The 20,881-nt window shown below is 49.4% G+C and carries 21 protein-coding genes and 1 pseudogene; 16 read left to right on the forward strand and 6 right to left on the reverse strand.

Going from position 1 to position 20,881, the window contains the following annotated elements; genetic code table 11:
* The first annotated feature begins 330 nt into the window (after nt 1-330).
* The 3 genes from A4G20_02870 to A4G20_02880 all read left to right on the forward strand — a co-directional run bounded on the left by A4G20_02870 (nt 331) and on the right by A4G20_02880 (nt 3,247).
* Nucleotides 331-699 (forward strand): hypothetical protein, encoded by a 369-nt coding sequence (locus A4G20_02870; GenBank protein ID QIW15349.1) that lies wholly within the window; start codon nt 331-333, stop codon nt 697-699.
* Between the two features lie 256 nt (nt 700-955).
* Nucleotides 956-2,386 (forward strand): tRNA (N6-isopentenyl adenosine(37)-C2)-methylthiotransferase MiaB, encoded by a 1,431-nt coding sequence (locus tag A4G20_02875; GenBank protein ID QIW15350.1) that lies wholly within the window; start codon nt 956-958, stop codon nt 2,384-2,386.
* Between the two features lie 252 nt (nt 2,387-2,638).
* A complete protein-coding gene (locus A4G20_02880) occupies nt 2,639-3,247 on the forward strand; it encodes a 3-hydroxyisobutyrate dehydrogenase (GenBank protein ID QIW15351.1) in 609 nt (202 codons plus the stop codon).
* A gap of 68 nt (nt 3,248-3,315) precedes the next feature.
* On the opposite strand, the gene A4G20_02885 is transcribed toward A4G20_02880, so the two are convergent.
* Nucleotides 3,316-3,921, reverse strand: a complete 606-nt coding sequence (locus A4G20_02885; GenBank protein ID QIW15352.1) for a Holliday junction DNA helicase RuvA — start codon at nt 3,919-3,921, stop codon at nt 3,316-3,318.
* A gap of 160 nt (nt 3,922-4,081) precedes the next feature.
* Between A4G20_02885 and A4G20_02890 the strand changes: the two genes are divergently transcribed.
* The 6 genes from A4G20_02890 to A4G20_02915 all read left to right on the forward strand — a co-directional run bounded on the left by A4G20_02890 (nt 4,082) and on the right by A4G20_02915 (nt 9,521).
* On the forward strand, nt 4,082-5,737 hold the full coding sequence (locus A4G20_02890) for an acetolactate synthase 2 catalytic subunit (GenBank protein QIW15353.1): 1,656 nt from the start codon (nt 4,082-4,084) through the stop codon (nt 5,735-5,737).
* Nucleotides 5,737-5,964, forward strand: coding sequence for an acetolactate synthase (locus A4G20_02895; protein ID QIW15354.1), 228 nt, complete (start codon nt 5,737-5,739; stop codon nt 5,962-5,964). Before A4G20_02890 ends, A4G20_02895 begins: the two co-directional genes overlap by 1 nt.
* A gap of 148 nt (nt 5,965-6,112) precedes the next feature.
* The gene (locus tag A4G20_02900; GenBank protein ID QIW15355.1) at nt 6,113-7,951 is read left to right on the forward strand and encodes a dihydroxy-acid dehydratase; all 1,839 of its coding nucleotides are present in this window, start codon (nt 6,113-6,115) and stop codon (nt 7,949-7,951) included.
* Between the two features lie 102 nt (nt 7,952-8,053).
* A complete protein-coding gene (locus A4G20_02905; GenBank protein QIW15356.1) occupies nt 8,054-8,467 on the forward strand; it encodes a hypothetical protein in 414 nt (137 codons plus the stop codon).
* A 6-nt stretch (nt 8,468-8,473) separates the two neighbouring features.
* Entirely contained in the window at nt 8,474-9,097 is a 624-nt protein-coding gene (locus tag A4G20_02910; protein QIW15357.1) for a YihA family ribosome biogenesis GTP-binding protein, read from the forward strand.
* A gap of 1 nt (nt 9,098) precedes the next feature.
* Nucleotides 9,099-9,521 carry a ribonuclease E inhibitor B gene (locus A4G20_02915; GenBank protein QIW15358.1) on the forward strand — a complete coding sequence of 141 codons (423 nt, stop codon included), beginning with the start codon at nt 9,099-9,101 and terminating at the stop codon, nt 9,519-9,521.
* 10 nt (nt 9,522-9,531) lie between these two features.
* Here the strand turns inward: A4G20_02915 and A4G20_02920 are convergent, their stop codons facing one another.
* Together A4G20_02920 and A4G20_02925 are read right to left on the reverse strand one after the other, a co-directional pair.
* Entirely contained in the window at nt 9,532-9,711 is a 180-nt protein-coding gene (locus tag A4G20_02920) for a hypothetical protein (protein ID QIW15359.1), read from the reverse strand.
* 9 nt (nt 9,712-9,720) lie between these two features.
* On the reverse strand, nt 9,721-9,960 hold the full coding sequence (locus A4G20_02925) for a tRNA 2-thiouridine(34) synthase TusA (protein QIW15360.1): 240 nt from the start codon (nt 9,958-9,960) through the stop codon (nt 9,721-9,723).
* A gap of 17 nt (nt 9,961-9,977) precedes the next feature.
* Here A4G20_02925 and A4G20_02930 point away from each other — a divergent pair, with 17 nt between their 5' ends.
* Nucleotides 9,978-11,279, forward strand: coding sequence for a Xaa-Pro dipeptidase (locus tag A4G20_02930; protein QIW15361.1), 1,302 nt, complete (start codon nt 9,978-9,980; stop codon nt 11,277-11,279).
* 2 nt (nt 11,280-11,281) lie between these two features.
* On the opposite strand, the pseudogene A4G20_02935 reads toward A4G20_02930, so the two are convergent.
* A pseudogene (locus A4G20_02935) lies at nt 11,282-12,033 on the reverse strand (UDP-2,3-diacylglucosamine diphosphatase).
* A gap of 115 nt (nt 12,034-12,148) precedes the next feature.
* Here A4G20_02935 and A4G20_02940 point away from each other — a divergent pair.
* Nucleotides 12,149-12,886, forward strand: a complete 738-nt coding sequence (locus A4G20_02940; GenBank protein QIW15362.1) for a pyruvate formate-lyase 1-activating enzyme — start codon at nt 12,149-12,151, stop codon at nt 12,884-12,886.
* Nucleotides 12,887-12,937: 51 nt separating this feature from the next.
* Here the strand turns inward: A4G20_02940 and A4G20_02945 are convergent, their stop codons facing one another.
* Nucleotides 12,938-14,200 carry a transcription termination factor Rho gene (locus tag A4G20_02945; protein QIW15363.1) on the reverse strand — a complete coding sequence of 421 codons (1,263 nt, stop codon included), beginning with the start codon at nt 14,198-14,200 and terminating at the stop codon, nt 12,938-12,940.
* 341 nt (nt 14,201-14,541) lie between these two features.
* Between A4G20_02945 and A4G20_02950 the strand changes: the two genes are divergently transcribed.
* Nucleotides 14,542-16,512, forward strand: a complete 1,971-nt coding sequence (locus A4G20_02950; protein ID QIW15364.1) for a 2',3'-cyclic-nucleotide 2'-phosphodiesterase — start codon at nt 14,542-14,544, stop codon at nt 16,510-16,512.
* A gap of 73 nt (nt 16,513-16,585) precedes the next feature.
* Here A4G20_02950 and A4G20_02955 read toward each other — a convergent pair whose 3' ends face one another.
* Nucleotides 16,586-17,275, reverse strand: coding sequence for a quercetin 2,3-dioxygenase (locus A4G20_02955; protein QIW15365.1), 690 nt, complete (start codon nt 17,273-17,275; stop codon nt 16,586-16,588).
* A gap of 204 nt (nt 17,276-17,479) precedes the next feature.
* Here A4G20_02955 and A4G20_02960 point away from each other — a divergent pair, with 204 nt between their 5' ends.
* From A4G20_02960 to A4G20_02975, 4 genes are all read left to right on the forward strand, one after another.
* Entirely contained in the window at nt 17,480-18,001 is a 522-nt protein-coding gene (locus A4G20_02960; GenBank protein ID QIW15366.1) for a hypothetical protein, read from the forward strand.
* Nucleotides 18,002-18,305: 304 nt separating this feature from the next.
* Nucleotides 18,306-19,256: a 3-oxoacyl-ACP synthase gene (locus A4G20_02965; protein QIW15367.1), complete on the forward strand. Its 951-nt coding sequence runs from the start codon at nt 18,306-18,308 to the stop codon at nt 19,254-19,256.
* A gap of 75 nt (nt 19,257-19,331) precedes the next feature.
* A complete protein-coding gene (locus tag A4G20_02970) occupies nt 19,332-20,081 on the forward strand; it encodes a tRNA (guanosine(46)-N7)-methyltransferase TrmB (GenBank protein QIW15368.1) in 750 nt (249 codons plus the stop codon).
* 312 nt (nt 20,082-20,393) lie between these two features.
* Nucleotides 20,394-20,873, forward strand: a complete 480-nt coding sequence (locus A4G20_02975; GenBank protein QIW16840.1) for a hypothetical protein — start codon at nt 20,394-20,396, stop codon at nt 20,871-20,873.
* Nucleotides 20,874-20,881 lie beyond the last annotated feature (8 nt).

Raw genomic sequence — 20,881 nt, forward strand, 5'->3', positions numbered from 1 at the left:
GAAAATAAACGATTGAATGATGGAATTTTGCTCAATTTTGGCGGCGAGTTTTGATGGCTACACTCCAAGAATCTTGGGTTTGATTGACGGTGATGTTTACGTTAGACTGGCCCCGATAGTACCAGCCTCCAGGCTGGTGATGGGATATTTATAATTACAAGCGGGGAGTTATGTTTAATATGTTGCAAAAAATAGCCTTAGGTTTACCGCTTGTGTTTGTCACCAGCCTGGAGGCTGGCGACATCGGGGGCGGGATAGTTGCCGCTTGTGTTTGTTACCAGCCTAGAGGCTGGTGACATCGGGGATTAAATTTAATTAAGGTTATTTAATATGGCAGAAACAGATATTTATTCTTGGTCAAATGATGAAGCTGCGGACTGGTTTCACCTCTTTTGGAAAAATAATGATTTTAGTTTGGTTGTTGAAACCATTCTAAATTTTAATTTAGATGATGAAGAGTTTGATAGCTTTCGTGCAGCTGTCCATGTATTATGCTGTTTTGGTTCGGCTTATGCCTTTCCTGTTAGATATATTGAACAAAGAAAAGTGCTGATTTTAAAATCCATTGAAATTTTGAATAATATGGTAAATCCTCAATCTGAAAAGTGGAATTTTCTTGAAAATTGGGATTATGATGAACGAGTTATCAAGGATATAAAACGACAGATTGAATACTTAAATTTTATTCTATCACAGTAAAAAATCAGGGATATGTATGCTACAAGCGGTGATCTGCCCCCCAAAAATTGGACCCCGATAGCGCCAGCCTCCAGGCTGGTGCTGCTTTCCTACCCCCAGATTTCAAATAAACCACGGCACCAGCGAGGACGCTGGCGCCATCAGAGAATGCTGGAGCAAGATGGCTAAATTTTAGTTATGGCTATCGGGGCAAGAAAAGAGTAAAATATCGCCCATTTTTCCTTGATTAACCCTTTGATTACCTAAGATTATAAAGATGACCCAAAAACTCCATATTAAAACCTGGGGCTGCCAGATGAACGAGTACGATTCATCCAAGATGGCTGACCTCCTCAATTCTACCCACGGCTTTGAACTAACTGACAATGCAGAAGAAGCCGATGTGCTCTTGCTTAACACCTGTTCTATTCGTGAAAAGGCCCAGGAAAAGGTCTTCCACCAGCTAGGCCGTTGGAAGCTGCTCAAGAAAACCAACCCAGATTTAGTGATTGGCGTGGGCGGCTGTGTGGCCTCCCAAGAGGGGGAGCATATCCGTGACCGTGCCCCTTTTGTGGACATCGTGTTCGGCCCGCAAACCCTGCACCGTTTGCCTGAAATGATCAACCGCCTGCGGGGCGACCGCAGCCCGATTGTGGATATTTCCTTCCCTGAAATCGAAAAATTCGACCGCCTGCCAGAACCACGAGCCGAAGGCCCAACTGCCTTTGTTTCCATTATGGAAGGCTGTAACAAGTACTGCTCCTTCTGTGTCGTGCCTTATACCCGTGGGGAAGAGGTCAGCCGCCCAGTGGACGATGTGCTGTTTGAAATCGCCCAACTGGCCGACCAGGGCGTGCGTGAGGTCAATTTGCTTGGCCAAAACGTAAACGCCTATCGGGGCGACACCTTTGACGGCGGGATTTGCACCTTCGCCGAACTCTTGCGTTTAGTGGCCGCCATTGACGGCATTGACCGTGTACGTTACACCACCAGCCACCCGATTGAATTTACCGATGATATTATCGAAGTGTATCGGGACACACCTGAGTTGGTCAGCTTCCTCCACCTGCCAATTCAAAGTGGTTCAGACCGTGTCTTGACCATGATGAAGCGTAACCACACGGCCCTAGAATACAAGGCCATTATCCGCAAACTGCGTGAAGCCCGCCCAGATATTACCATCAGCTCCGACTTTATCGTGGGCTTCCCAGGTGAAACAGCGGAAGACTTCGAGCAAACCATGAAGGTGATTGAGCAGGTCAATTTCGATATGAGCTTTAGCTTTATCTACTCGGCCCGACCAGGCACGCCAGCCGCCGATCTGCCGGATGATGTCACGGAAGACGAGAAAAAAGAACGCCTCTACCGCCTGCAACAACGCATCAACAACCAGGCCCAACAGATCAGCCGCACCATGTTAGGCACGGAGCAACGGATCTTGGTAGAAGGCCCGTCTAAGAAAGATTTGATGGAGCTGACAGGCCGCACCGAAAACAACCGTGTGGTCAATTTTGAAGGAACACCTGATATGATCGGCAAGTTTGTTGATGTGCTGATTACCGATGTTTACACCAACTCCCTACGGGGCAAGGTGGTTCGCACCGAAGATGAGATGGGCCTACGGGTCATCGAGTCTGCCCAAAGCGTGATTAACCGCACCCGCAAGGAAGATGAGCTGGGTGTGGGTAAGTTTGTGGTGAATCTCTAAGCCCTAAACGCCAAGTTTTACTCAACTTGGCGTTTTTTCTTATGAAAGGGGAATTTATCGCCTCTTTTTCAGTCTAAACTCCCATTAACCCCATTTATTGAAAAAAGGAACAAGTATGAGCTTAAATAAAATTTTTGACCAAGTATTAGGTGCTGTTAATAAGAATGCCAACGGCACAGGCAACAACATTCTCAATCAAGTCTTGGGGCGGTAACAGGCTCTAGCCAGTCAGGCCAATCAGGTGCCAGTGATATCTTAAACCAAGTCTTGGGCGCGGTGAAAAACTCTACCCAATCCACAGGCGGCACGGCAGACACCATCACCAAAGTGGGTGGCGGAGCGGCTGTGGCCGGGATTTTGTCCATGATCTTGGGTCGCAATGGTGGTTCAAACCTGGCCAAATTAGGCTCACTGGCCGCCCTAGGCAGCTTGGCTTACAAGGCTTATCAGAACTACCAACAAAATAACGGCCAAGCCCAAAACCTGCCTGCCGAAAATTTTGAAGAGGCCAATGTCAGCCAAGAAGCTGGTGTGATCATTCTGCGTACCATGATTGCAGCCGCTGCCTGCGATGGCGAAATTGACGAGCAAGAATACGCCACCATCGCCAAAGAGGCCCAACAGTCGCCAGAACTGGAACAATGGCTCCATCAAGAAATCCAGCAGCCGATTTCTACCGCAGAAATCGCCCAAACCGTTGGCCACAACCCAGCCCTAGCCGCCCAAGTTTACCTGGCAGCCCGTTTGGTTTGTGGAGCAGATTTATCACGCAAGGAAATCGTCTTCCTCGCCCAGCTTTCCACCGCCTTAAACCTAGATGACAGCCTGGTTGAACAGCTAGAAAAACAGGCTGGTTTCTAAGCCCTTGAACACCAACAAGCGGGGCTAATTTGCAGATTTCTTGCAAATTGGCCCCGCTTGCTTATCCCTTAAATCGCATTCCTCAAGGCCTCACGAATAAGCTGTTCGCTGGTCATCTCTGGCTTGTTGAGTTTCTTGATCATCTTCTCGGCATCGGCTGGTTTGTAGCCCAAGGCAATTAAGGCATCACGGGCTTCATCGCTTGGGTCTGGGCTGTTTGAAGCCACGATCTGATCGGCTGAATGTTCCACAAAGAAATCACTCTGGGCCATGCCCTTAAACTTGCCCTTAAGCTCCACCAACAAGCGTTCCGCCGTTTTGCGGCCAATGCCGGGGATTTTGGTTAGCTTGGCCAGTTCTTCCTGCTCCACGGCGGTGGCAAACTGGGCAACCGACATGGCCGATAAGATGGCCAGAGCCAGTTTTGGCCCGACGCCGTTGGTCTTAATCAGCTCCCGAAACAGGGTTCTGTCTTGTTTTTGGGCGAAGCCAAAGAGCAGATGGGCATCTTCCCGCACCACCAAATGGGTAAAAAGCGTGGTTTTTTCGCCCACCTGGGGTAGGCTATAAAAGCTGGTCATGGGCAGCAAAAGCTCATAGCCCACACCCTGTACATCCAGCACCATTTCGGGTGGCGATTTTTCTAAAATTTTTCCCTCAAGTCGTCCAATCATGGCTGTATTTCCTCTTAAAAATCATCTTCTTATACTACACAAAAGCTGTATAAAATAACAGATTTCTTTTATTTTTTCGTTGAGTGGTTCAAAAAGCCTTAAAACTGTGTTATCAATAGCAACTTTATGTGAGAACAACAAGAAAATAGGACACAATATCATGAATGGTGCAAAATTAGTCATTGAAAGTCTCAAAGCACAGGGAGTGACGACACTATTTGGCTACCCAGGCGGGGCCATTATGCCAACCTACGATGCCCTCTATGACTCGGGCTTGGATCACTTACTTTGCCGTAACGAACAAGGTGCGGCCATTGCTGCCATCGGTTATGCCCGCTCAACTGGCAAGGTGGGCGTTTGCCTGGCCACGTCAGGGCCTGGGGCGACCAACCTAGTAACAGGCCTAGCCGATGCCCTCTTGGACTCTGTGCCTATTGTGGCGGTAACAGGCCAGGTGGCTTCGCATTTAATCGGCACCGATGCCTTCCAAGAAACCGATGTATTGGGCCTTTCACTTGCCTGCACCAAGCATAGTTTTATTGTCCAAAATATTGACGAGCTGCCGCATATTATGGCCCTGGCCTTCCAAATTGCCCAAAGTGGCCGGCCTGGCCCGGTTTTGGTGGATGTACCACGGGATGTACAGGTGGCCGAAACCGATTTACAGCCCTTGGTTTACCCCAAAGAAGCCCCTGAAGCCCAAAATCCATCAGCCCTGGCGGAGGCCTATGAGCTGGTCAAGGCTGCCCAGAAGCCAGTCCTCTATGTGGGCGGTGGTGTAGGCATGGCTGGTGGCGTGCAAGCGGTGCGGGATTTCCTAAAAGTCACAAATATGCCCTCTGTCTCCACCATCAAGGGCTTGGGGACGATTGAGCCGACCGATCCGCTCCACATGGGCATGATTGGTATGCACGGCACCAAGGCGGCCAACTTTGCTGTGCAAGAATGCGATCTCTTAATTGCCTGCGGCGCCCGTTTTGACGACCGTGTAACTGGCAAGTTAGACACCTTTGCCCCCAATGCCCAAGTTATTCATATTGATATTGATGCAGCGGAAATCCACAAGCTCCGCCGTGCCAACGTGGCACTTAAGGGCGATTTAATTGAGGCAGTAAATGCCCTGGCTCAACCGCTTGAAATCGACCCATGGCGGGAGCGGGTGCGTGAACTCAAGGCAGAACACGATTTCCGCTATCAAGATAACGCCGGCCAGGGGCCGATTGATGCCTGGGCCTTGCTCAACACTCTTTCCCAGCGTAAGCCCCACAATGCCATTATCACGACCGATGTTGGCCAGCACCAGATGTGGTCTGCCCAACATTTACAGCATTTCGCCCCAGAAAACTACATCACCTCAGCCGGCCTGGGCACTATGGGCTTTGGCCTGCCGGCGGCAGTTGGTGCGGTCAAGGCTCGGCCTCATGATCCAGTGATTTTAATTACGGGCGATGGTTCTTTGATGATGAACATTCAAGAATTCGGCACCATTAAACGGGGCGGCAACCTGCCGGTCAAAATCGTCCTGCTAGACAACCAACGCCTGGGCATGGTGCGCCAGTGGCAGGATCTCTTCTGGAACAAACGCCGCAGCGAAACCATCTTAGACGACAACCCAGATTTCGTGATGCTAGCCAAGGCCTTTGATATTGAGGGCGAAAAAATTGAACGTGCAGACCAAGTCTCTGCGGCACTCGACCGTTTGCTCAATGCCAAGGGCGCTTATTTACTGCATATCTGCATTCCGTCCAGCGAAAGCGTCTGGCCGCTGGTGCCACCTGGCGCCTGTAATGCCGATATGTTAGAGGAGGACATCTAATGCAAAATAATACTCTGGTCATCAAGGCCACCAAACGCCCTGAAACCCTAGAACGCCTGCTTCGGGTCATCCGCCACCGTGGCTTTGAGGTCTTATCCCTCAACACCGAAAACAAGGACGGCGAAATTACCTTTAACGTGACCGTCCAAAGTATTCGAGAAATTAGTTTATTAATCAATCAGTTGGAAAAACTGCCTGATGTGAAATCACTTAGGCAGTTGATGTAGCCCACAAGCGGGAGGATTTTTGCAAGAATTTGCAAAGATTGAACCGCTTGTCAGCCTTTTTCACCTAGCACGAGCCGTGCTAGGTTTCTTAACTGAGCCACGCTGTGGCTCTTTGACACAGATTTAAAATTAAAGATTTGGAGAATTTATGCCTATTTTACGTTCAGCGACCAGCACTCAAGGTCGCAATATGGCCGGTGCCCGGGCCTTATGGCGGGCGACAGGGATGAAGGAAAACGACTTTGGCAAGCCTATTATTGCGGTGGTCAATTCCTTCACCCAATTTGTACCTGGCCACGTCCACCTTAAGGATATGGGCCAGCTGGTTGCGGCCGAAATTGAAAAAGCCGGTGCGGTTGCCAAGGAATTTAACACCATTGCGGTGGACGATGGGATCGCCATGGGCCACGGGGGTATGCTCTACTCCCTGCCTAGCCGTGATCTGATTGCCGACAGCGTGGAATATATGGTCAATGCCCACTGTGCCGATGCCATGGTCTGTATTTCCAACTGCGACAAGATCACCCCTGGCATGCTGATGGCCGCCCTGCGCCTTAACATTCCAACCATCTTTGTTTCAGGCGGCCCGATGGAAGCGGGTAAGACCAAACTATCCGACCAGCTTATTCGCTTGGACTTGGTCGATGCCATGATTGAAAGTGCCGACCCGAATGTCTCGGATGAGCGAGTAGAAGCCATTGAACGTTCTGCCTGCCCAACCTGTGGCTCTTGTTCGGGTATGTTTACCGCCAACTCCATGAACTGTTTGACCGAAGCCCTAGGCCTCAGCCTGCCAGGCAACGGTTCTATGCTGGCCACCCACGCCGACCGCAAGGAACTCTTCTTACAAGCGGGTCGCCAAATTGTGGAACTTTGCAAAAAATACTACCAAGAAGATGATGAAAGCGTGCTGCCACGCTCCATTGCCAACTTTGATGCCTTTGAAAATGCCATGAGCCTGGACATTGCCATGGGCGGTTCTAGTAACACGGTTCTCCACCTCCTAGCCGCTGCCCAAGAAGCCGGCGTGGATTTCCAAATGGCCGATATCGACCGCCTTTCCCGTGTTGTGCCTTGCTTGAGCAAGATCGCACCAAACACCAACAAGTACCATATGGAAGACGTCCACCGTGCGGGCGGAATTATGGGCCTGGTGGGCGAATTAGACCGAGCCGGCCTCATTCACCGCCACACCCGCACTGTATTGGGCATGAGTTTAGAAGAACAGCTCAACCAATACGACATTATCCGCAACCAGGACGAGAACCTTCACAAGTTCTTCCGTGCCGGCCCGGCCGGCATCCGTACCACCCAAGCCTTCTCACAAGACTGCCGCTGGGATACGGTGGACAACGACCGTGAAAACGGCTGTATCCGCTCCAAGGAATTCGCCATCAGCCAAGAGGGCGGTTTGGCCGTGCTCTTCGGTAACATTGCTTTAGATGGTTGTATCGTTAAAACCGCTGGTGTAGATGAGTCTATCTGGAAATTTACCGGCACGGCTATCGTGTTTGAAAGCCAGGAAGATGCGGTAGCCGGCATTTTGGGTGGCAAGGTCAAAGAAGGCCATATCGTGATTATCCGCTACGAAGGCCCGAAGGGCGGCCCAGGTATGCAGGAAATGCTCTACCCAACCAGCTACCTCAAGTCCATGGGCTTGGGCAAGAAATGCGCCCTTTTGACAGACGGCCGTTTCTCAGGCGGGACATCGGGGCTGTCCATCGGCCACGCTTCTCCAGAAGCGGCTTCAGGCGGAGCTATTGGTCTGGTGCGTGATGGCGATATTATCGACATTGACATTCCAAACCGTGCCATTAACCTGCGAGTGTCTGATGAGGAGTTGAGCCAACGCCGTGCCGAGCAAGATGTCAAAGGCTGGCAGCCTGCCAACCGCCAGCGGGAAGTGTCCTTTGCCCTCAAAGTCTTCGGGCATTTTGCCACATCGGCTGACAAGGGTGCGGTGCGGGATAAGTCTTTATTGAAATAATCGCCCGCTCAACCGATGGCGCAAGCTTCCTCGCTTGTGCCTATAAATAATAAGGCACCAGCCTAGGGGCTGGCGCCATCAGGTTACAAGAACAACTGTATTATGAACCTATTTCAAGCCCTCTTCTCCTTCCAAGGCCGCCTTAATCGTAAGGGATTTTGGCAGGCTCTGGGCCTTCATTTTGCCCTGCTTTTTATCGTGGCTAATTTTGTTTATCAGCAAACCTTTTCGGCTTGGCTGCTTCTGCCCCTGCTGGTCTCGGGCTACAGCTTTTTGGCCGTGGCCGCCAAACGCCTGCACGATCGCAACCGTTCGGCCAAGGCCCTGTCTATCTTGTTGGTGCCTATCATTTGCTACTTAACTTCCTTAAAGGCAGAGGGCACCATGGCTTGGATCTTGGGTGTATCGCTGCCGCTCTTTATTGGCACCATGCTCCTGCTCGAATGGGGCTGCTTTGCAGGCCATCCTGAGCCAAATCAATACGGCGAAAAAGGCCAGTCCCTTCGCTTTAAATAGGAAAGAATGATGAAACTCAACTACCACAAAACCCATTTTCTGACCAGTGCGGCCAACATCCGCCAGTTGCCAGAACCAGTCGGTGTAGAAATAGCCTTTGCAGGCCGCTCCAATGCTGGCAAGTCCACGGCCCTTAATGCCCTGACCAACCAGAAAAGCCTGGCCCGTACCTCCAAAACCCCAGGCCGTACCCAGCTTATCAACCTTTTTGAAGTTGAGCCTAACTGCAAGCTGGTGGATTTACCTGGCTATGGCTATGCGGCCGTGCCCGAGCAAATGAAGCTCCAATGGCAGAAATCCCTGGCCGAATACCTGCAAGATCGTGAATGCCTGCGAGGTGTGGTCATCCTCATGGATATCCGCCATCCGCTGAAGGATCTAGATCAGCAGATGATCGAATGGGCAGTTTCCTCTGAATTGCCTGTGATGCTGCTGCTTACCAAGGCCGATAAACTCAGCCAAAGCGAGCGTGCCAAGCAGGTCAAAATGGTGCGTGAGGCCATTCTCCCCTTCCAAGGGGACATTCAGGTTGAGGCCTACTCCGCCCTAAATAAGATCGGCATTGATAAGTTAGCCGCCAAACTAGACAGCTGGTTTGCCGAAGTTTTTGACACTCAAGAAGGAGAATAAGATGAACGAATTACGCCAAGAAACCGACCAAATCATCGCCGATCTGCTCAAAGACGGCAGCGATCCTGATGCCCTTTATATTATTGAGCACCACGTTGCCCACCGTGATTTTGATAAGCTGGAGAAATTAGTGGTCGATGCCTACAAGTTAGGTTATGAAATTTCTGAAGCCGAAGAATTTGAAGACGAAAACGGCAAGACCTTTTTCTGCTGTGATATTGTCAGCGAAATCAAGCTCGATGCCGAGCTTATCAGCGCCCAGCAAAAAGAGCTGCTGCCCCTGATTGAAAAGGCCGGCGGCGAATACGAGGGCTGGGGGACTTATTTTGAAGACCCTAATGCCGAGGACGATGAATACGGCGAAGACGGTGAATTCTTTGACGAAGATGAAGATGATTTCGATGAGGACGATGAGCATCGTTAGGATTTGTAGATCATTCAATTAAACTTACAAAGTTGATCTCATTTTCTTCACAATTATGGTAGGGGCGGGTCCTGTGCCCGCCCATATTTACAAAGGTTTTTCGGGCGGGCACAGGACCCGCCCCTACAAAGGCCCAAAATACCAATGGCGACAAGCGGTCAAATTTTTGCAGATTTTTGCAAATATCCAACTGCTTGCCCTATAGCCCCTTCTTCACCCAATAACGATAAGGTTTGGCTGCGGATTCACTGGCCAAGAGAGTGTGATCCATAAACTGGCAGAAACTCGGAATATCCCGAGTGGTGGCAGGGTCGTCAGCAATAATGAGCAAGACTTCGCCTTCCTGCATATGGCGAATGGCCTTGCGGGTCAGCATTACAGGTTCTGGGCAGCGCAGGCCCAGGGTGTCTAAGGTTTTATTTACAGTTAATTCAGTCATTTTATCTAAGGAAATCTATGCAAGGGTTATTTACACAACATATAACACGTTTACAAGCGGTTTTTCAACAGGCACTGGAACAGGCTCGTCTTGATGGCATCTGGATTTATGCGGGTCAGGCCCATCCCCGTTTCTTGGACGACTCCTTCTACCCCTTCAAAATCAACCCGCATTTTAACTGGGTCTTGCCCTGCCCCGAAGCGGAAAAGAGCTGGATCTTTGTCGATGGCAAAAATAAGCCGCAGGTTTATTTTTATGCCCCGCAGGACTACTGGCACGTTAGCCCAAGACTGCCCAAAGAGGCCTTTTTTGCTGGGGAATTTGATTGGCATGTCTTAGGCCAGGCTGGCGACATCGCTCAATATATCCAAAATCCGCAATATTGTGCCTTCTTGGGAGAGGATGAAGCCCTGGCTCAAGGCCTGGGTTTTGGCCAGATCAACCCTCAAAAGGTGCTGAATATACTCCATTTTGAACGTTCAATCAAAAGCGAATTTGAAATTGCCTGCATTGGGCAAGCACAGATCTCCGCCCTACGAGGCCATGAGGCGGCCAAAGAGGCCTTTTTTGCGGGCTTGAGCGAGTTTGAAATCAACCTGGCCTACCTCAAGGCCACCCAGCAGTCTGACACCAATGTGCCTTACGGCAATATTGTGGCCATCAATGAACATGCGGCCGTGCTCCACTATACGGCCCTTGACCACAGCCAGCCCACCCAGCGCCACAGCTTCTTGCTGGATGCAGGCACCACTTTTTTGGGCTATGCTTCGGATCTAACCCGCACCTATGCCTTTGATGAAAAAAGCGAATTTGCCGAGATCCTTGCAAAATTAGAGGGTTTCAAAGCCGCTTGTATCAGTAATTTGCAGGTCGGCATCAACTACCTCCACTACCACACCCAAATGCACCAGTGGATCAGCGAGCTTTTGGCCGAGCACAAGATCATCAATCTATCAGCGGCCGATATTTTTGAAGAGGGCTACAGCCGCCTCTTCTTCCCACACGGCCTGGGCCATTCACTAGGCTTGCAGGTTCACGATGTGGCAGGCTTCCAACAAAACCCTCGTGGCACCCGCAAGGCTCCGCCAGAGGTTTATCCAAGCCTGCGTTGCACCCGTGATCTAGCTGAAAATATGGTGCTGACCATCGAGCCAGGCTTCTACTTTATTGATATGCTCCTCGAACCTCACCGCCACAACCACCACTTTAACTGGAGCAAAATCGAGGCCTTGCGGCCTTATGGCGGCATCCGCACCGAGGATAATATCGTTATGCGGGCAAATGGTGCGGAGAACTTAACCCTTAAGGCGACAGTTTAAGGCTATTTGCACTCGCAATTAAAGCGGTATCCTGTATGGTCGAGGGTGAGAATGGAGGTTTTGTCCTTGTGCCAGTCGCCTAGGACGATACGCAGGCACTCCCCCCTCCGCCTTCGGCACCTCCCCCCGCAAGCGGGTGGAGGGAAATAAGATGCACATCCTGCCGATGGGTATGGCCATGAATAAGCCAGTCCGCCCCAAACTTCTCCATAATTTGAGCGGTAAACTCAGGATTGACATCCATAATCTGAGCCGATTTATGCTGCTTGTCCTGCTTGCTCTTGGCCCGAATTTTCTGGGCAATAAAGAGCCGCCACCAAAGGGGCAGGCAGAGAAAAAGCTTCTGCCGCCATTTTTGGTGAACTTTTTTGCGAAAGGCCTGGTATTTGACATCATCAATGCAGAGGGTATCGCCATGGCAGATGAGGATCTTTTTGCCATATAAATCCAGCAGATGATAATCAGGCAAGAGCATCATGCCTGTTTCTCGGGCAAAGCGTTTGCCAATCAGAAAATCCCGATTGCCACAGATAAAATAGCAGGGGGTTCCGCCTGCGGTCAGGTTTTTAAGGGCTTGTTTCACACTGGCTATCAGGTCGGACTGCTCATCATCGCCGATCCAAAAGTCAAAGAGATCGCCTAGAATATAAACCGCCTTGGCAAGCGGGGCATCTTGGGCTAAAAATTGCAAAAAATGGGCCGTGATTTCAGGCTCATTTTCGCTGAGATGGAGATCGGCGATAAAGTAATACATAGTGGTTACATCAAATAAAGTGAGAAAATTTGCAGGATTTTTTGAAAATCTGACCGCTTGCAGGCTTTCTTTGTTAGAATAGCCGCAAAAGATTATAGCAAATTGAGGGCAAAAAATGACAATCGCTCGTTATCATTCTTATGAATCCTGTGGCACGGTGGACGGCCCAGGCATTCGTTTTATCTTATTCTTGCAGGGCTGCCTGATGCGTTGCAAATATTGCCATAACCGGGATACCTGGGACTTGGATGGGGGCAAGGAAATTTCCGTTGAAGACCTGATGAAGGAAGTGGTGACCTACAAGCACTTTATGAAGGCCACGGGTGGCGGTGTAACCGCTTCAGGCGGGGAAGCCGTGCTGCAAATGGAATTTGTGCGGGATTGGTTCCGGGCCTGCAAGGAAGAGGGCATTAACACCTGCTTGGACACCAACGGCTTTGTGCGTAACTACAGTGCGGTGGTGGATGAAATGTTGGATGTCACCGACCTGGTTATGCTGGATCTCAAACAACTCAACGATGAAATCCACCAAAACCTGATTGGCGTGCCCAACAAACGCACCCTAGACTTTGCCCGCTACCTGCATAAACGCAACCAAAAAACCTGGATCCGTTATGTAGTCGTGCCGGGCTATACTGACGATGATGATTCGGTGCATAAGCTGGGCCAGTTTATTGAGGGCATGACCAATATTGAGAAGGTGGAACTCCTGCCTTATCATCGCCTAGGCGCTCATAAGTGGAAGACCTTGGGGGTGGAATACGAGCTGGAAGATGTCGCCCCTCCAACTAAGGAATCCCTGGAGCATATCAAGGGGATTTTGGAAGGTTATGGCCACGTTGTGAAATATTAACCTTGAACCTGATAAAAAATAAAGCAGCCTAGGGCTGCTTTGTTTTTTGCCTTACGAGCGTTTCATAATCTCGAAAAATTCATCGTTGGTTTTGGCCACCATCAATTTATCAATAAGGAATTCCATGGCCTCGACCTCGCCCATTGGGTTGAGGATTTTGCGCAAAATCCACATTTTTTGCAGCTCTTCAGGTGTGGTAAGCAGATCTTCCTTACGAGTACCTGAACGGTTAAAGTCGATGGCTGGGAAGACACGGCGTTCGGCAATTTTGCGAGAAAGGTGGAGTTCCATATTACCGGTTCCCTTAAACTCTTCAAAAATCACCTCATCCATTTTGGAGCCAGTATCGACTAGAGCCGTCGCAATAATGGTTAAGCTGCCACCTTCTTCCACATTACGGGCTGCACCAAAGAAGCGTTTTGGACGGTGCAGGGCATTGGCATCCACACCACCCGAGAGGATCTTACCCGAGGCCGGGGTCACGGTGTTGTAGGCACGAGCTAAACGAGTGATGGAGTCTAAGAGAATCACCACATCTTTTTTGTGTTCAACCGAACGCTTGGCCTTTTCAATCACCATTTCAGCCACTTGAACGTGGCGGGTGGCTGGCTCATCAAAGGTGGAAGCAATCACTTCGCCCTTGACTGAACGCTGCATTTCGGTTACCTCTTCAGGCCGTTCATCAATCAAGAGAACAATCAACTCACACTCAGGGTAGTTGTGGGTAATGCTTTGGGCGATATTTTGCAGTAAAACGGTTTTACCGGCCTTTGGCGGGGCTACAATCAAGCCACGCTGGCCCTTACCGATTGGGGAGGCAAGGTCTAAGATACGGGCGGTTAAGTCTTCAGTTGAGCCATTGCCACGTTCCATACGCAGGCGGGAGTTGGCATGTAGGGGGGTTAGGTTTTCAAAAAGGATTTTACTGCGAGAGACTTCAGGACGGTCGTCATTGACTTCATCAACCTTGAGGAGGGCAAAATAGCGTTCTCCTTCTTTAGGTGGGCGAATCTTGCCCTCGATCTTGTCGCCTGTTTGCAGGTTGAAACGGCGAATTTGGCTAGGCGAAACATAGATGTCATCTGGGCCAGCTAAATAAGAGCTGTCTGCTGAACGCAGGAAGCCGAAACCGTCTGGCAAAATTTCTAATACGCCACCGCCGAAGATGTCTTCGCCGCTCTTGGCGTGATGTTTAAGGATGGCAAAAATAATGTCTTGTTTACGTTGGCGGGCTAAATTTTCCAAGCCCATTTGGCCTTCACCGATTTCAACCAAGGTCGAAACTGGCGTATTTTTCAGTTCTGTAAGATGCATAGGAAGGGTATTTCTTTGTTGTAAAAATGAGAAAAGTGTTCTAAGACAAGTGTTGTCAGAATTGTGATGGCGAAGAATACAGCAAATGCAGGGTTTTTGCAAATTTTTTATCGTTTTCAACCGCTTGCAAGGTCTTTTGGAGGGAACTTGAGCAAATAACCCAAACAAATGTGAGCTAAATCACATTTTTATGATGAGAGCAGGATTATTGGGGGATTGGTTGCTATAATTCTTGCCCTTTTTTCTTATCGGCACCAGCCTAGAGGCTGGCGCCATCCGTATTTGCTGATTAACAAGCGGATAAAAAAACCTTATTTTTTACAAGTCATCAAGGATTTCCTATGAACAGAAGACGTTTTATTCAACTGGGCGCCAGTGCCATGCTGGTCTTGTCTGCCCCTAAATTTGCCTGGGCTAACGGTGCTCAAAAGGTGGATTTGCGTGTGATTGCCACCACCGACCTACACGGTTTCTTAACCGATTTTGACTACTACAAGGACGCTCCAACCGAAAAATTCGGCTTTACCCGCACGGCTTCTCTCATTAAGCAGGCCCGGGAAGAGGTCAAAAACAGTGTCTTGGTGGATAACGGCGACCTGATTCAGGGCAACCCGATTTCTGACTACCAGGCAGCCAAAGGCTCCAAAGAGGGCAAGCCTGAGCCGTCAATTCTAGCCCTTAATGCCATGAATTATGATGTGGGTACACTCGGTAACCATGAATTTAACTATGGTTTGGACTATTTAGATACTGCCCTCAAACAGGCCAAGTTCCCGATTATCAATGCCAATATTGTGCGGGCCGATAATGGCGAGCCAATGTACCAGCCTTACTTGATCCAAGAAAAAGAGGTGGTGGACAGCAGCGGCAAGAAAGAGACGGTCAAAATCGGCTATATCGGTTTTGTGCCGCCGCAGGTCATGGTTTGGGACAAGGCCAACCTAGAAGGCAAGGTTCAGGCTCATGATATTGTGAAAACCGCTGAAAAATATGTGCCAATCGTCAAGGCTGCTGGAGCCGATATTATCGTGGCCTTAGCCCATACTGGCCCGTCTGATGAACCTTACAAGGAAGGAGCGGAAAACTCGGCCTTCTACTTGGCCGATGTCAAGGGCATTGATGCGGTGATTTTCGGCCACTCCCACCGTCTTTTCCCGAATAAGGAATTTGCCCAATCGCCAAATGCTGATATTGAAAAAGGCACTTATAAGGGCGTGCCAGAATCCATGGCTGGCTACTGGGGCAACCACATCAGCGTGGTGGATCTGAGCCTGGCCAAAGAGGGCGATAAGTGGGCTGTGGTGGACGGAAAGGCCGCATTACGCCCAATTTATGATAACGAGAAAAAGGCCGCTGCCGTTGAGCCACATGCTCAAATTGTCGAACTCTTAGCCCCAATCCACACCGCTACCCGTGAGTTTGTTTCCCAACCGATTGGCACAGCGACCGACAATATGTACAGCTACCTGGCCCTGATTCAAGACGACCCGACTATTCAAATCGTCAATCAGGCCCAAAAGGCCTATGTGGAAAATGTGGTCAAGGGCCTGCCAGAATTGGCCGGTATTCCGATTTTGAGTGCCGGCGCCCCATTTAAGGCGGGTGGCCGTAAGAACGATCCGAACGGCTTTACCGAAGTGGACAAGGGCCAGCTGACCTTCCGCAATGCGGCCGATCTCTACCTCTATCCAAATACCCTGGTTGTGGTCAAGGTAACTGGCGAGCAGCTCAAGGAATGGTTGGAGTGCAGTGCGGGGATGTTCAAGCAAATTGATCCAGCAAGCTCAGAGCCACAAGCCCTCTTAGACTGGACAGGATTCCGCACCTATAACTTTGACGTGATCGATGGGGTTAATTACCAATACGACATCACCCAGCCAGCCCGCTATGATGGGGATTGCAAGCTGATTAACCCGAATTCTCACCGAGTGGTTAATCTAACCTTTGAAGGCAAGCCAGTCGATCCAAAAGCGGAATTCTTGATTGCCACCAACAACTACCGGGCCTACGGCGGCAAGTTCCCTGGCACAGGTGGGGAGCAGGTGGTCTTTGCTGCCCCTGATGAAAACCGTCAAGTGCTGGCCAACTACATCAGCAGCGAAAGCCAGGCCAAGAGCAGTGTCAATCCAGCAGCCGACAATAACTGGCGGATCGCCCCGATTGCAGCCAAGGCCAAGTTAGATGTTCGGGTGGAAACCTCCCCAAGCGACAAGGCCAAGGCCTTTATCAAGGACAAGGCCCAGTATCCGATGGAATATCTCAACAATGATGAAGTAGGCTTTGCGGTTTATCGGGTGGATTTGACCAAATAATCTAACTCACTCAAATGAACAAGGGGTGGAAATTTGCAAGTTTTCTGCAAATCTCCACCCCTTGCTTTTAAGCCTATCTCAAATCAAAGAGCAAGAACTCCACACTACCTTGTGTGGCCAACTCCAGCAGGCTTTCTTGACGAATGCCCAGGGCATCGCCTGCCTCAAGTGGTTGGCCATTCACCGTCAATTCTCCCTTAACCATTTGCAGCCAATAGCGGCGGTTGGGGGCAAGTGCCAGCGTCTGGTTTTGGGCTGTGCTGAACTGATAACGCCAGAGCTTCATATCTTGATAGACCTTGAAAGACCCAGCCTCTTCATTTGGGGAGAGAATGAGGGTACCGCCCTCTTGGTCGGCAAAGGCCCCCTGGGCATAGCGTGGAGTAATGCCCTTTTGGCTTGGGATAATCCAAATCTGGAGCAGGTGCAAGACCTCATCAGGGCTAGGATTAACCTCCGAGTGCATAATGCCCGTGCCGGCCGACATAATTTGAAACTCGCCGGCCTTGACCTCCGTTTGGTTGCCCATGCTGTCCTTGTGGGCCACACGGCCTTTTAGGACGTAGGTCAGGATTTCCATATCGTGGTGGGGGTGCATGCCAAAGCCGTAGCCTTGGGCGATCCAGTCTTCATTGATAACCCGCAGATCGGAAAAATGGATATGGGCGGGGTCGTAATAATCAGCAAAAGAGAAGCTGTGGCGGCTTTCCAGCCAAGAGGTTTGGCCGAGGCCACGTTCATTGGATTTTCTAACTTGTAACATAAGTGTTCCTTATTCTGTATTTTTGATGGCTCTAGTTTACCCTTTTCTTAAAATAGATAAAGATGAATATTATTAATTTATTCTTTACTATTAGTAAACATACAAGGGGTTTGAATTTGCACAAAATTTGCAAAAGGCAGAATTTGATAAAAAGGTTATTTTCTCTTTGACTAACTTGCCCACAGTCTGTAATATACGCACCCTATGCAAAAGGTAAAACTACCCCTTACAATTCAACCCCATAAAGACGCCCAGCGTCGAATGGACTATGATGGCTATCTTTCTCAAAGCCTTTTTAGCCGTTTGGGAGAATTTGTAGGACAGGTGCAAAGCGATGCACAAGTTACACTCTCGTTATATGTCGATCCACAGAAACTGACCGTGCTCAAGGGCACAGCCAGGATTGAGGTGGAGCTAGAATGTCAACGTTGTAGTAACCCATTTACGCAAACGCTCGACTGCACATTTTGTTTCAGTCCAGTGTCAAATATGAATCAGGTGGACGATTTGCCCGAAATCTATGAACCCGTTGAACTCAACGAATTTGGTGAAGTAGATTTATTAGCCTTGATTGAAGATGAATTTATCCTCAATTTACCGCTGATCCCGATGCATAATGCTGAACACTGTGAAGTGTCCGTGGCAGAACAGGTTTTCGGTGAGCTTCCCCAAGAAGCAGAAAAGCCAAACCCGTTCGCTGTATTAGCTAATTTAAAGCAAAAGTAATTTAGGAGTATAGCCAATGGCTGTTCAACAGAACCGTAAAACTCGTTCTAAACGTGGTATGCGTCGTTCACACGATGCCTTAACAACTGCCGCAGTATCAGTAGATGCACGTGGTGAAACTCACTTACGCCACCATGTAAGTGCTGACGGTTTCTACAAGGGTCGTAAAATCAAGTAAGTTACGCACTTGAAGTAGAATGGAAAATGGGAGCTTTCAGGCTCCCATTTTGTTTTCCGGCTTTTCTTCTTTTTTAGGCCATAAGCGTGTAAAATTACCGCCATATCGTAAATATTGAGAAAGATTATGTACAGTAAAATTTTAGCCACAGGCAGCTACTTACCTGCTCAAATCCGCACCAATGCCGATTTAGAAAAAATGGTGGATACCTCTGATGAATGGATTTTCACCCGTTCTGGCATGAAGGAACGCCGCATTGCCGGGGCTGACGAAACCGTGGCCAGTATGGGGGCAGAAGCTGCCAAACGCAGCCTAGAACAGGCGGGGATTGACCCGAACGAAATTGATCTGATTGTCGTGGGCACGACTACCAACTCCCACGCCTACCCTAGTGCCGCCTGCCAAATTCAGGGTTTATTAGGTATTCAAGATGCCATTTCCTTTGATGTGGCCGCAGCCTGTACTGGCTTTGTTTATGCGCTGGGCGTGGCAGATAAGTTTATTCGGGCGGGATCGGTCAAAAAGGCCCTGGTGATTGGGGCAGATCTGAATTCCCGTGTTTTAGATGAAACTGACCGTAGCACCGTGGTGCTTTTCGGTGACGGGGCAGGCGCTGTTATTCTTGAGGCTAGTGAAGAAGCTGGTATTCTTTCAACGCATTTACATTCATCCTCTGATACCGACTATATGTTGGCCCTGCCGGCTCAACAGAGAGGCGATGAAAAATCGGGTTTTATCCAAATGCAGGGCAATGCTACCTTCAAACTTGCAGTAGGCCAGCTTTCCAGCGTGGTGGAAGAAACCCTGGAAGCCAACAACCTACAAAAATCAGACATTGACTGGCTGGTACCCCATCAGGCCAATATCCGCATTATTGCTGCAACCGCCAAAAAACTGGAAATGGATATGTCGCAAGTCGTACTGACGGTTGAAAAATACGGCAATAACAGTGCAGCCACCGTGCCTGTTGCCCTAGATGAAGCCGTGCGTGATGGCCGCATCCAACGAGGTCAGCTCCTCCTGCTCGAAGCCTTCGGCGGCGGCTGGACCTGGGGATCGGCCCTGGTTCGATTCTAACTCTACAAGCGGTGGCGATTTGCAAAAAATGTGCAAATTTGAGCCGCTTGCAACTGATATAAAAACAATAAAAACATGGAACAAATAACTTTCGCAGATAAAAAACGCAAAACTGTAGAACGGGCTGAATTTACCCAAGATGGCCGCTACCTCCGCAAGGTACGGAGCTTCGTGCTGAGAACAGGCCGGTTGAGCGACTATCAGCGTGATATGATGAATAATAACTGGGCGACACTAGGCCTAGACTATCAGGCCCAACCCTTTGATTTTGCCCAGATTTTTGGGAACTCCAACCCGGTTATTTTGGAAATTGGCTTTGGTATGGGCAAGTCTTTGGTTGAAATGGCTGCAACCAATCCTGATCGCAACTATATCGGCATTGAAGTCCACACCCCGGGTGTGGGTGCCTGTATTGCCTATGCCAAGGAAAAGAATGTCACCAACCTGAGGGTTATCTGCCACGATGCCACTGAAATCCTGCGGGATGCCATTGCAGATAGCTCGCTAGGTGGCCTCCAGCTCTACTTCCCCGATCCTTGGCAGAAGGCCAAGCACCACAAACGCCGGATTGTTCAGCCTGTGTTTGTGGAAAAGGTCTTGGCTAAGCTGACTACAGGTGGCTTTATCCACTTTGCCACAGACTGGGAAAACTATGCCGAATGGATGCTAGAAACCCTGCAAGGTTTTGGGGCGGAATTGGAAAATACCTCAGCCACTAATGATTTTATCCCCCGCCCGGATTTCCGCCCCCTGACCAAGTTTGAAGAACGTGGGCAGAAGCTGGGGCACGGCGTGTGGGATCTTTACTTTGTGAAAAAGGCATAAAAAAACCGCCTGTTGAGGCGGTTTCTTATGATAAAATAATCAACGGACATTTCGTCTAGGTGGGTCTGCTAACAGTCCCACCAGTAGCCGCTAGTGGGGCTGTTTTGCAGATCTTGTGATTAACTTTCACAAGGAGCGAGAAATGAAACGTTTTATCATGTTTCTCATCGTCTTTCTGCTATGCCTACTACTAAAAGGTAGTACAGCGTCTATTGGAATTTAGCAGATTAACCTTAAAGGGTCGAGTTGTCGCTCGACCCTTTTAAATATATGCCTTTTTCGCTTAAAAATCAAGGCAAGTATTCACACCTCATGGGAGAAAAAATGAAACCTTTAATTACAGCTGGTATGCTTGCCCTATTGGCCAGTAGCCTAGCAGGTGCCGCAGAAACCCGAGTAATTGGTTCAGTTGATACCAATTTCAAGCTCCTGGGCCGAGATGATCATATCGAAATTGCTACCTTTAATGATGAAAAGATCCCCAATGTTTCTTGCTATATTTCTTATGCCAAGAAAGGTGGGTTGAAAGGGGCAATCGGGATTGCAACCGACAGCTCAGACGCCTCTATTCACTGCATTTCCAATAGCCCAGTGGATCAGGCCCTATTTGATAAATTGCCCCAAAAAGAGCGGGTATGGAGAAAACGTTCAGACCTATTTTTCAAAACCATGCAAGTGGTTCGTTTTAAAGATGCCCAAAACAAGGCCCTTGTCTATTTAACCTACAGCGACAAATTAGTGGACGGCAGCCCTAAAAATGCCATTACTGTCGTTCCCATCACTTTTAAATAACACTCAAA

Source organism: Pasteurellaceae bacterium RH1A (assembly GCA_012221805.1).
In the GTDB taxonomy this organism is placed as follows: domain Bacteria; phylum Pseudomonadota; class Gammaproteobacteria; order Enterobacterales; family Pasteurellaceae; genus RH1A.

Coding starts and splice junctions, on each gene's coding strand:
- A4G20_02870 (QIW15349.1), top strand. CDS start 331: ATGGCAGAAACAGATATTTATTCTTGGTCAAATGATGAAGCTGCGGAC.
- A4G20_02875 (QIW15350.1), top strand. CDS start 956: ATGACCCAAAAACTCCATATTAAAACCTGGGGCTGCCAGATGAACGAG.
- A4G20_02885 (QIW15352.1), bottom strand. CDS start 3,921: ATGATTGGACGACTTGAGGGAAAAATTTTAGAAAAATCGCCACCCGAA.
- A4G20_02890 (QIW15353.1), top strand. CDS start 4,082: ATGAATGGTGCAAAATTAGTCATTGAAAGTCTCAAAGCACAGGGAGTG.
- A4G20_02895 (QIW15354.1), top strand. CDS start 5,737: ATGCAAAATAATACTCTGGTCATCAAGGCCACCAAACGCCCTGAAACC.
- A4G20_02900 (QIW15355.1), top strand. CDS start 6,113: ATGCCTATTTTACGTTCAGCGACCAGCACTCAAGGTCGCAATATGGCC.
- A4G20_02905 (QIW15356.1), top strand. CDS start 8,054: ATGAACCTATTTCAAGCCCTCTTCTCCTTCCAAGGCCGCCTTAATCGT.
- A4G20_02910 (QIW15357.1), top strand. CDS start 8,474: ATGATGAAACTCAACTACCACAAAACCCATTTTCTGACCAGTGCGGCC.
- A4G20_02915 (QIW15358.1), top strand. CDS start 9,099: ATGAACGAATTACGCCAAGAAACCGACCAAATCATCGCCGATCTGCTC.
- A4G20_02925 (QIW15360.1), bottom strand. CDS start 9,960: ATGACTGAATTAACTGTAAATAAAACCTTAGACACCCTGGGCCTGCGC.
- A4G20_02930 (QIW15361.1), top strand. CDS start 9,978: ATGCAAGGGTTATTTACACAACATATAACACGTTTACAAGCGGTTTTT.
- A4G20_02940 (QIW15362.1), top strand. CDS start 12,149: ATGACAATCGCTCGTTATCATTCTTATGAATCCTGTGGCACGGTGGAC.
- A4G20_02945 (QIW15363.1), bottom strand. CDS start 14,200: ATGCATCTTACAGAACTGAAAAATACGCCAGTTTCGACCTTGGTTGAA.
- A4G20_02950 (QIW15364.1), top strand. CDS start 14,542: ATGAACAGAAGACGTTTTATTCAACTGGGCGCCAGTGCCATGCTGGTC.
- A4G20_02955 (QIW15365.1), bottom strand. CDS start 17,275: ATGTTACAAGTTAGAAAATCCAATGAACGTGGCCTCGGCCAAACCTCT.
- A4G20_02960 (QIW15366.1), top strand. CDS start 17,480: ATGCAAAAGGTAAAACTACCCCTTACAATTCAACCCCATAAAGACGCC.
- A4G20_02965 (QIW15367.1), top strand. CDS start 18,306: ATGTACAGTAAAATTTTAGCCACAGGCAGCTACTTACCTGCTCAAATC.
- A4G20_02970 (QIW15368.1), top strand. CDS start 19,332: ATGGAACAAATAACTTTCGCAGATAAAAAACGCAAAACTGTAGAACGG.
- A4G20_02975 (QIW16840.1), top strand. CDS start 20,394: ATGGGAGAAAAAATGAAACCTTTAATTACAGCTGGTATGCTTGCCCTA.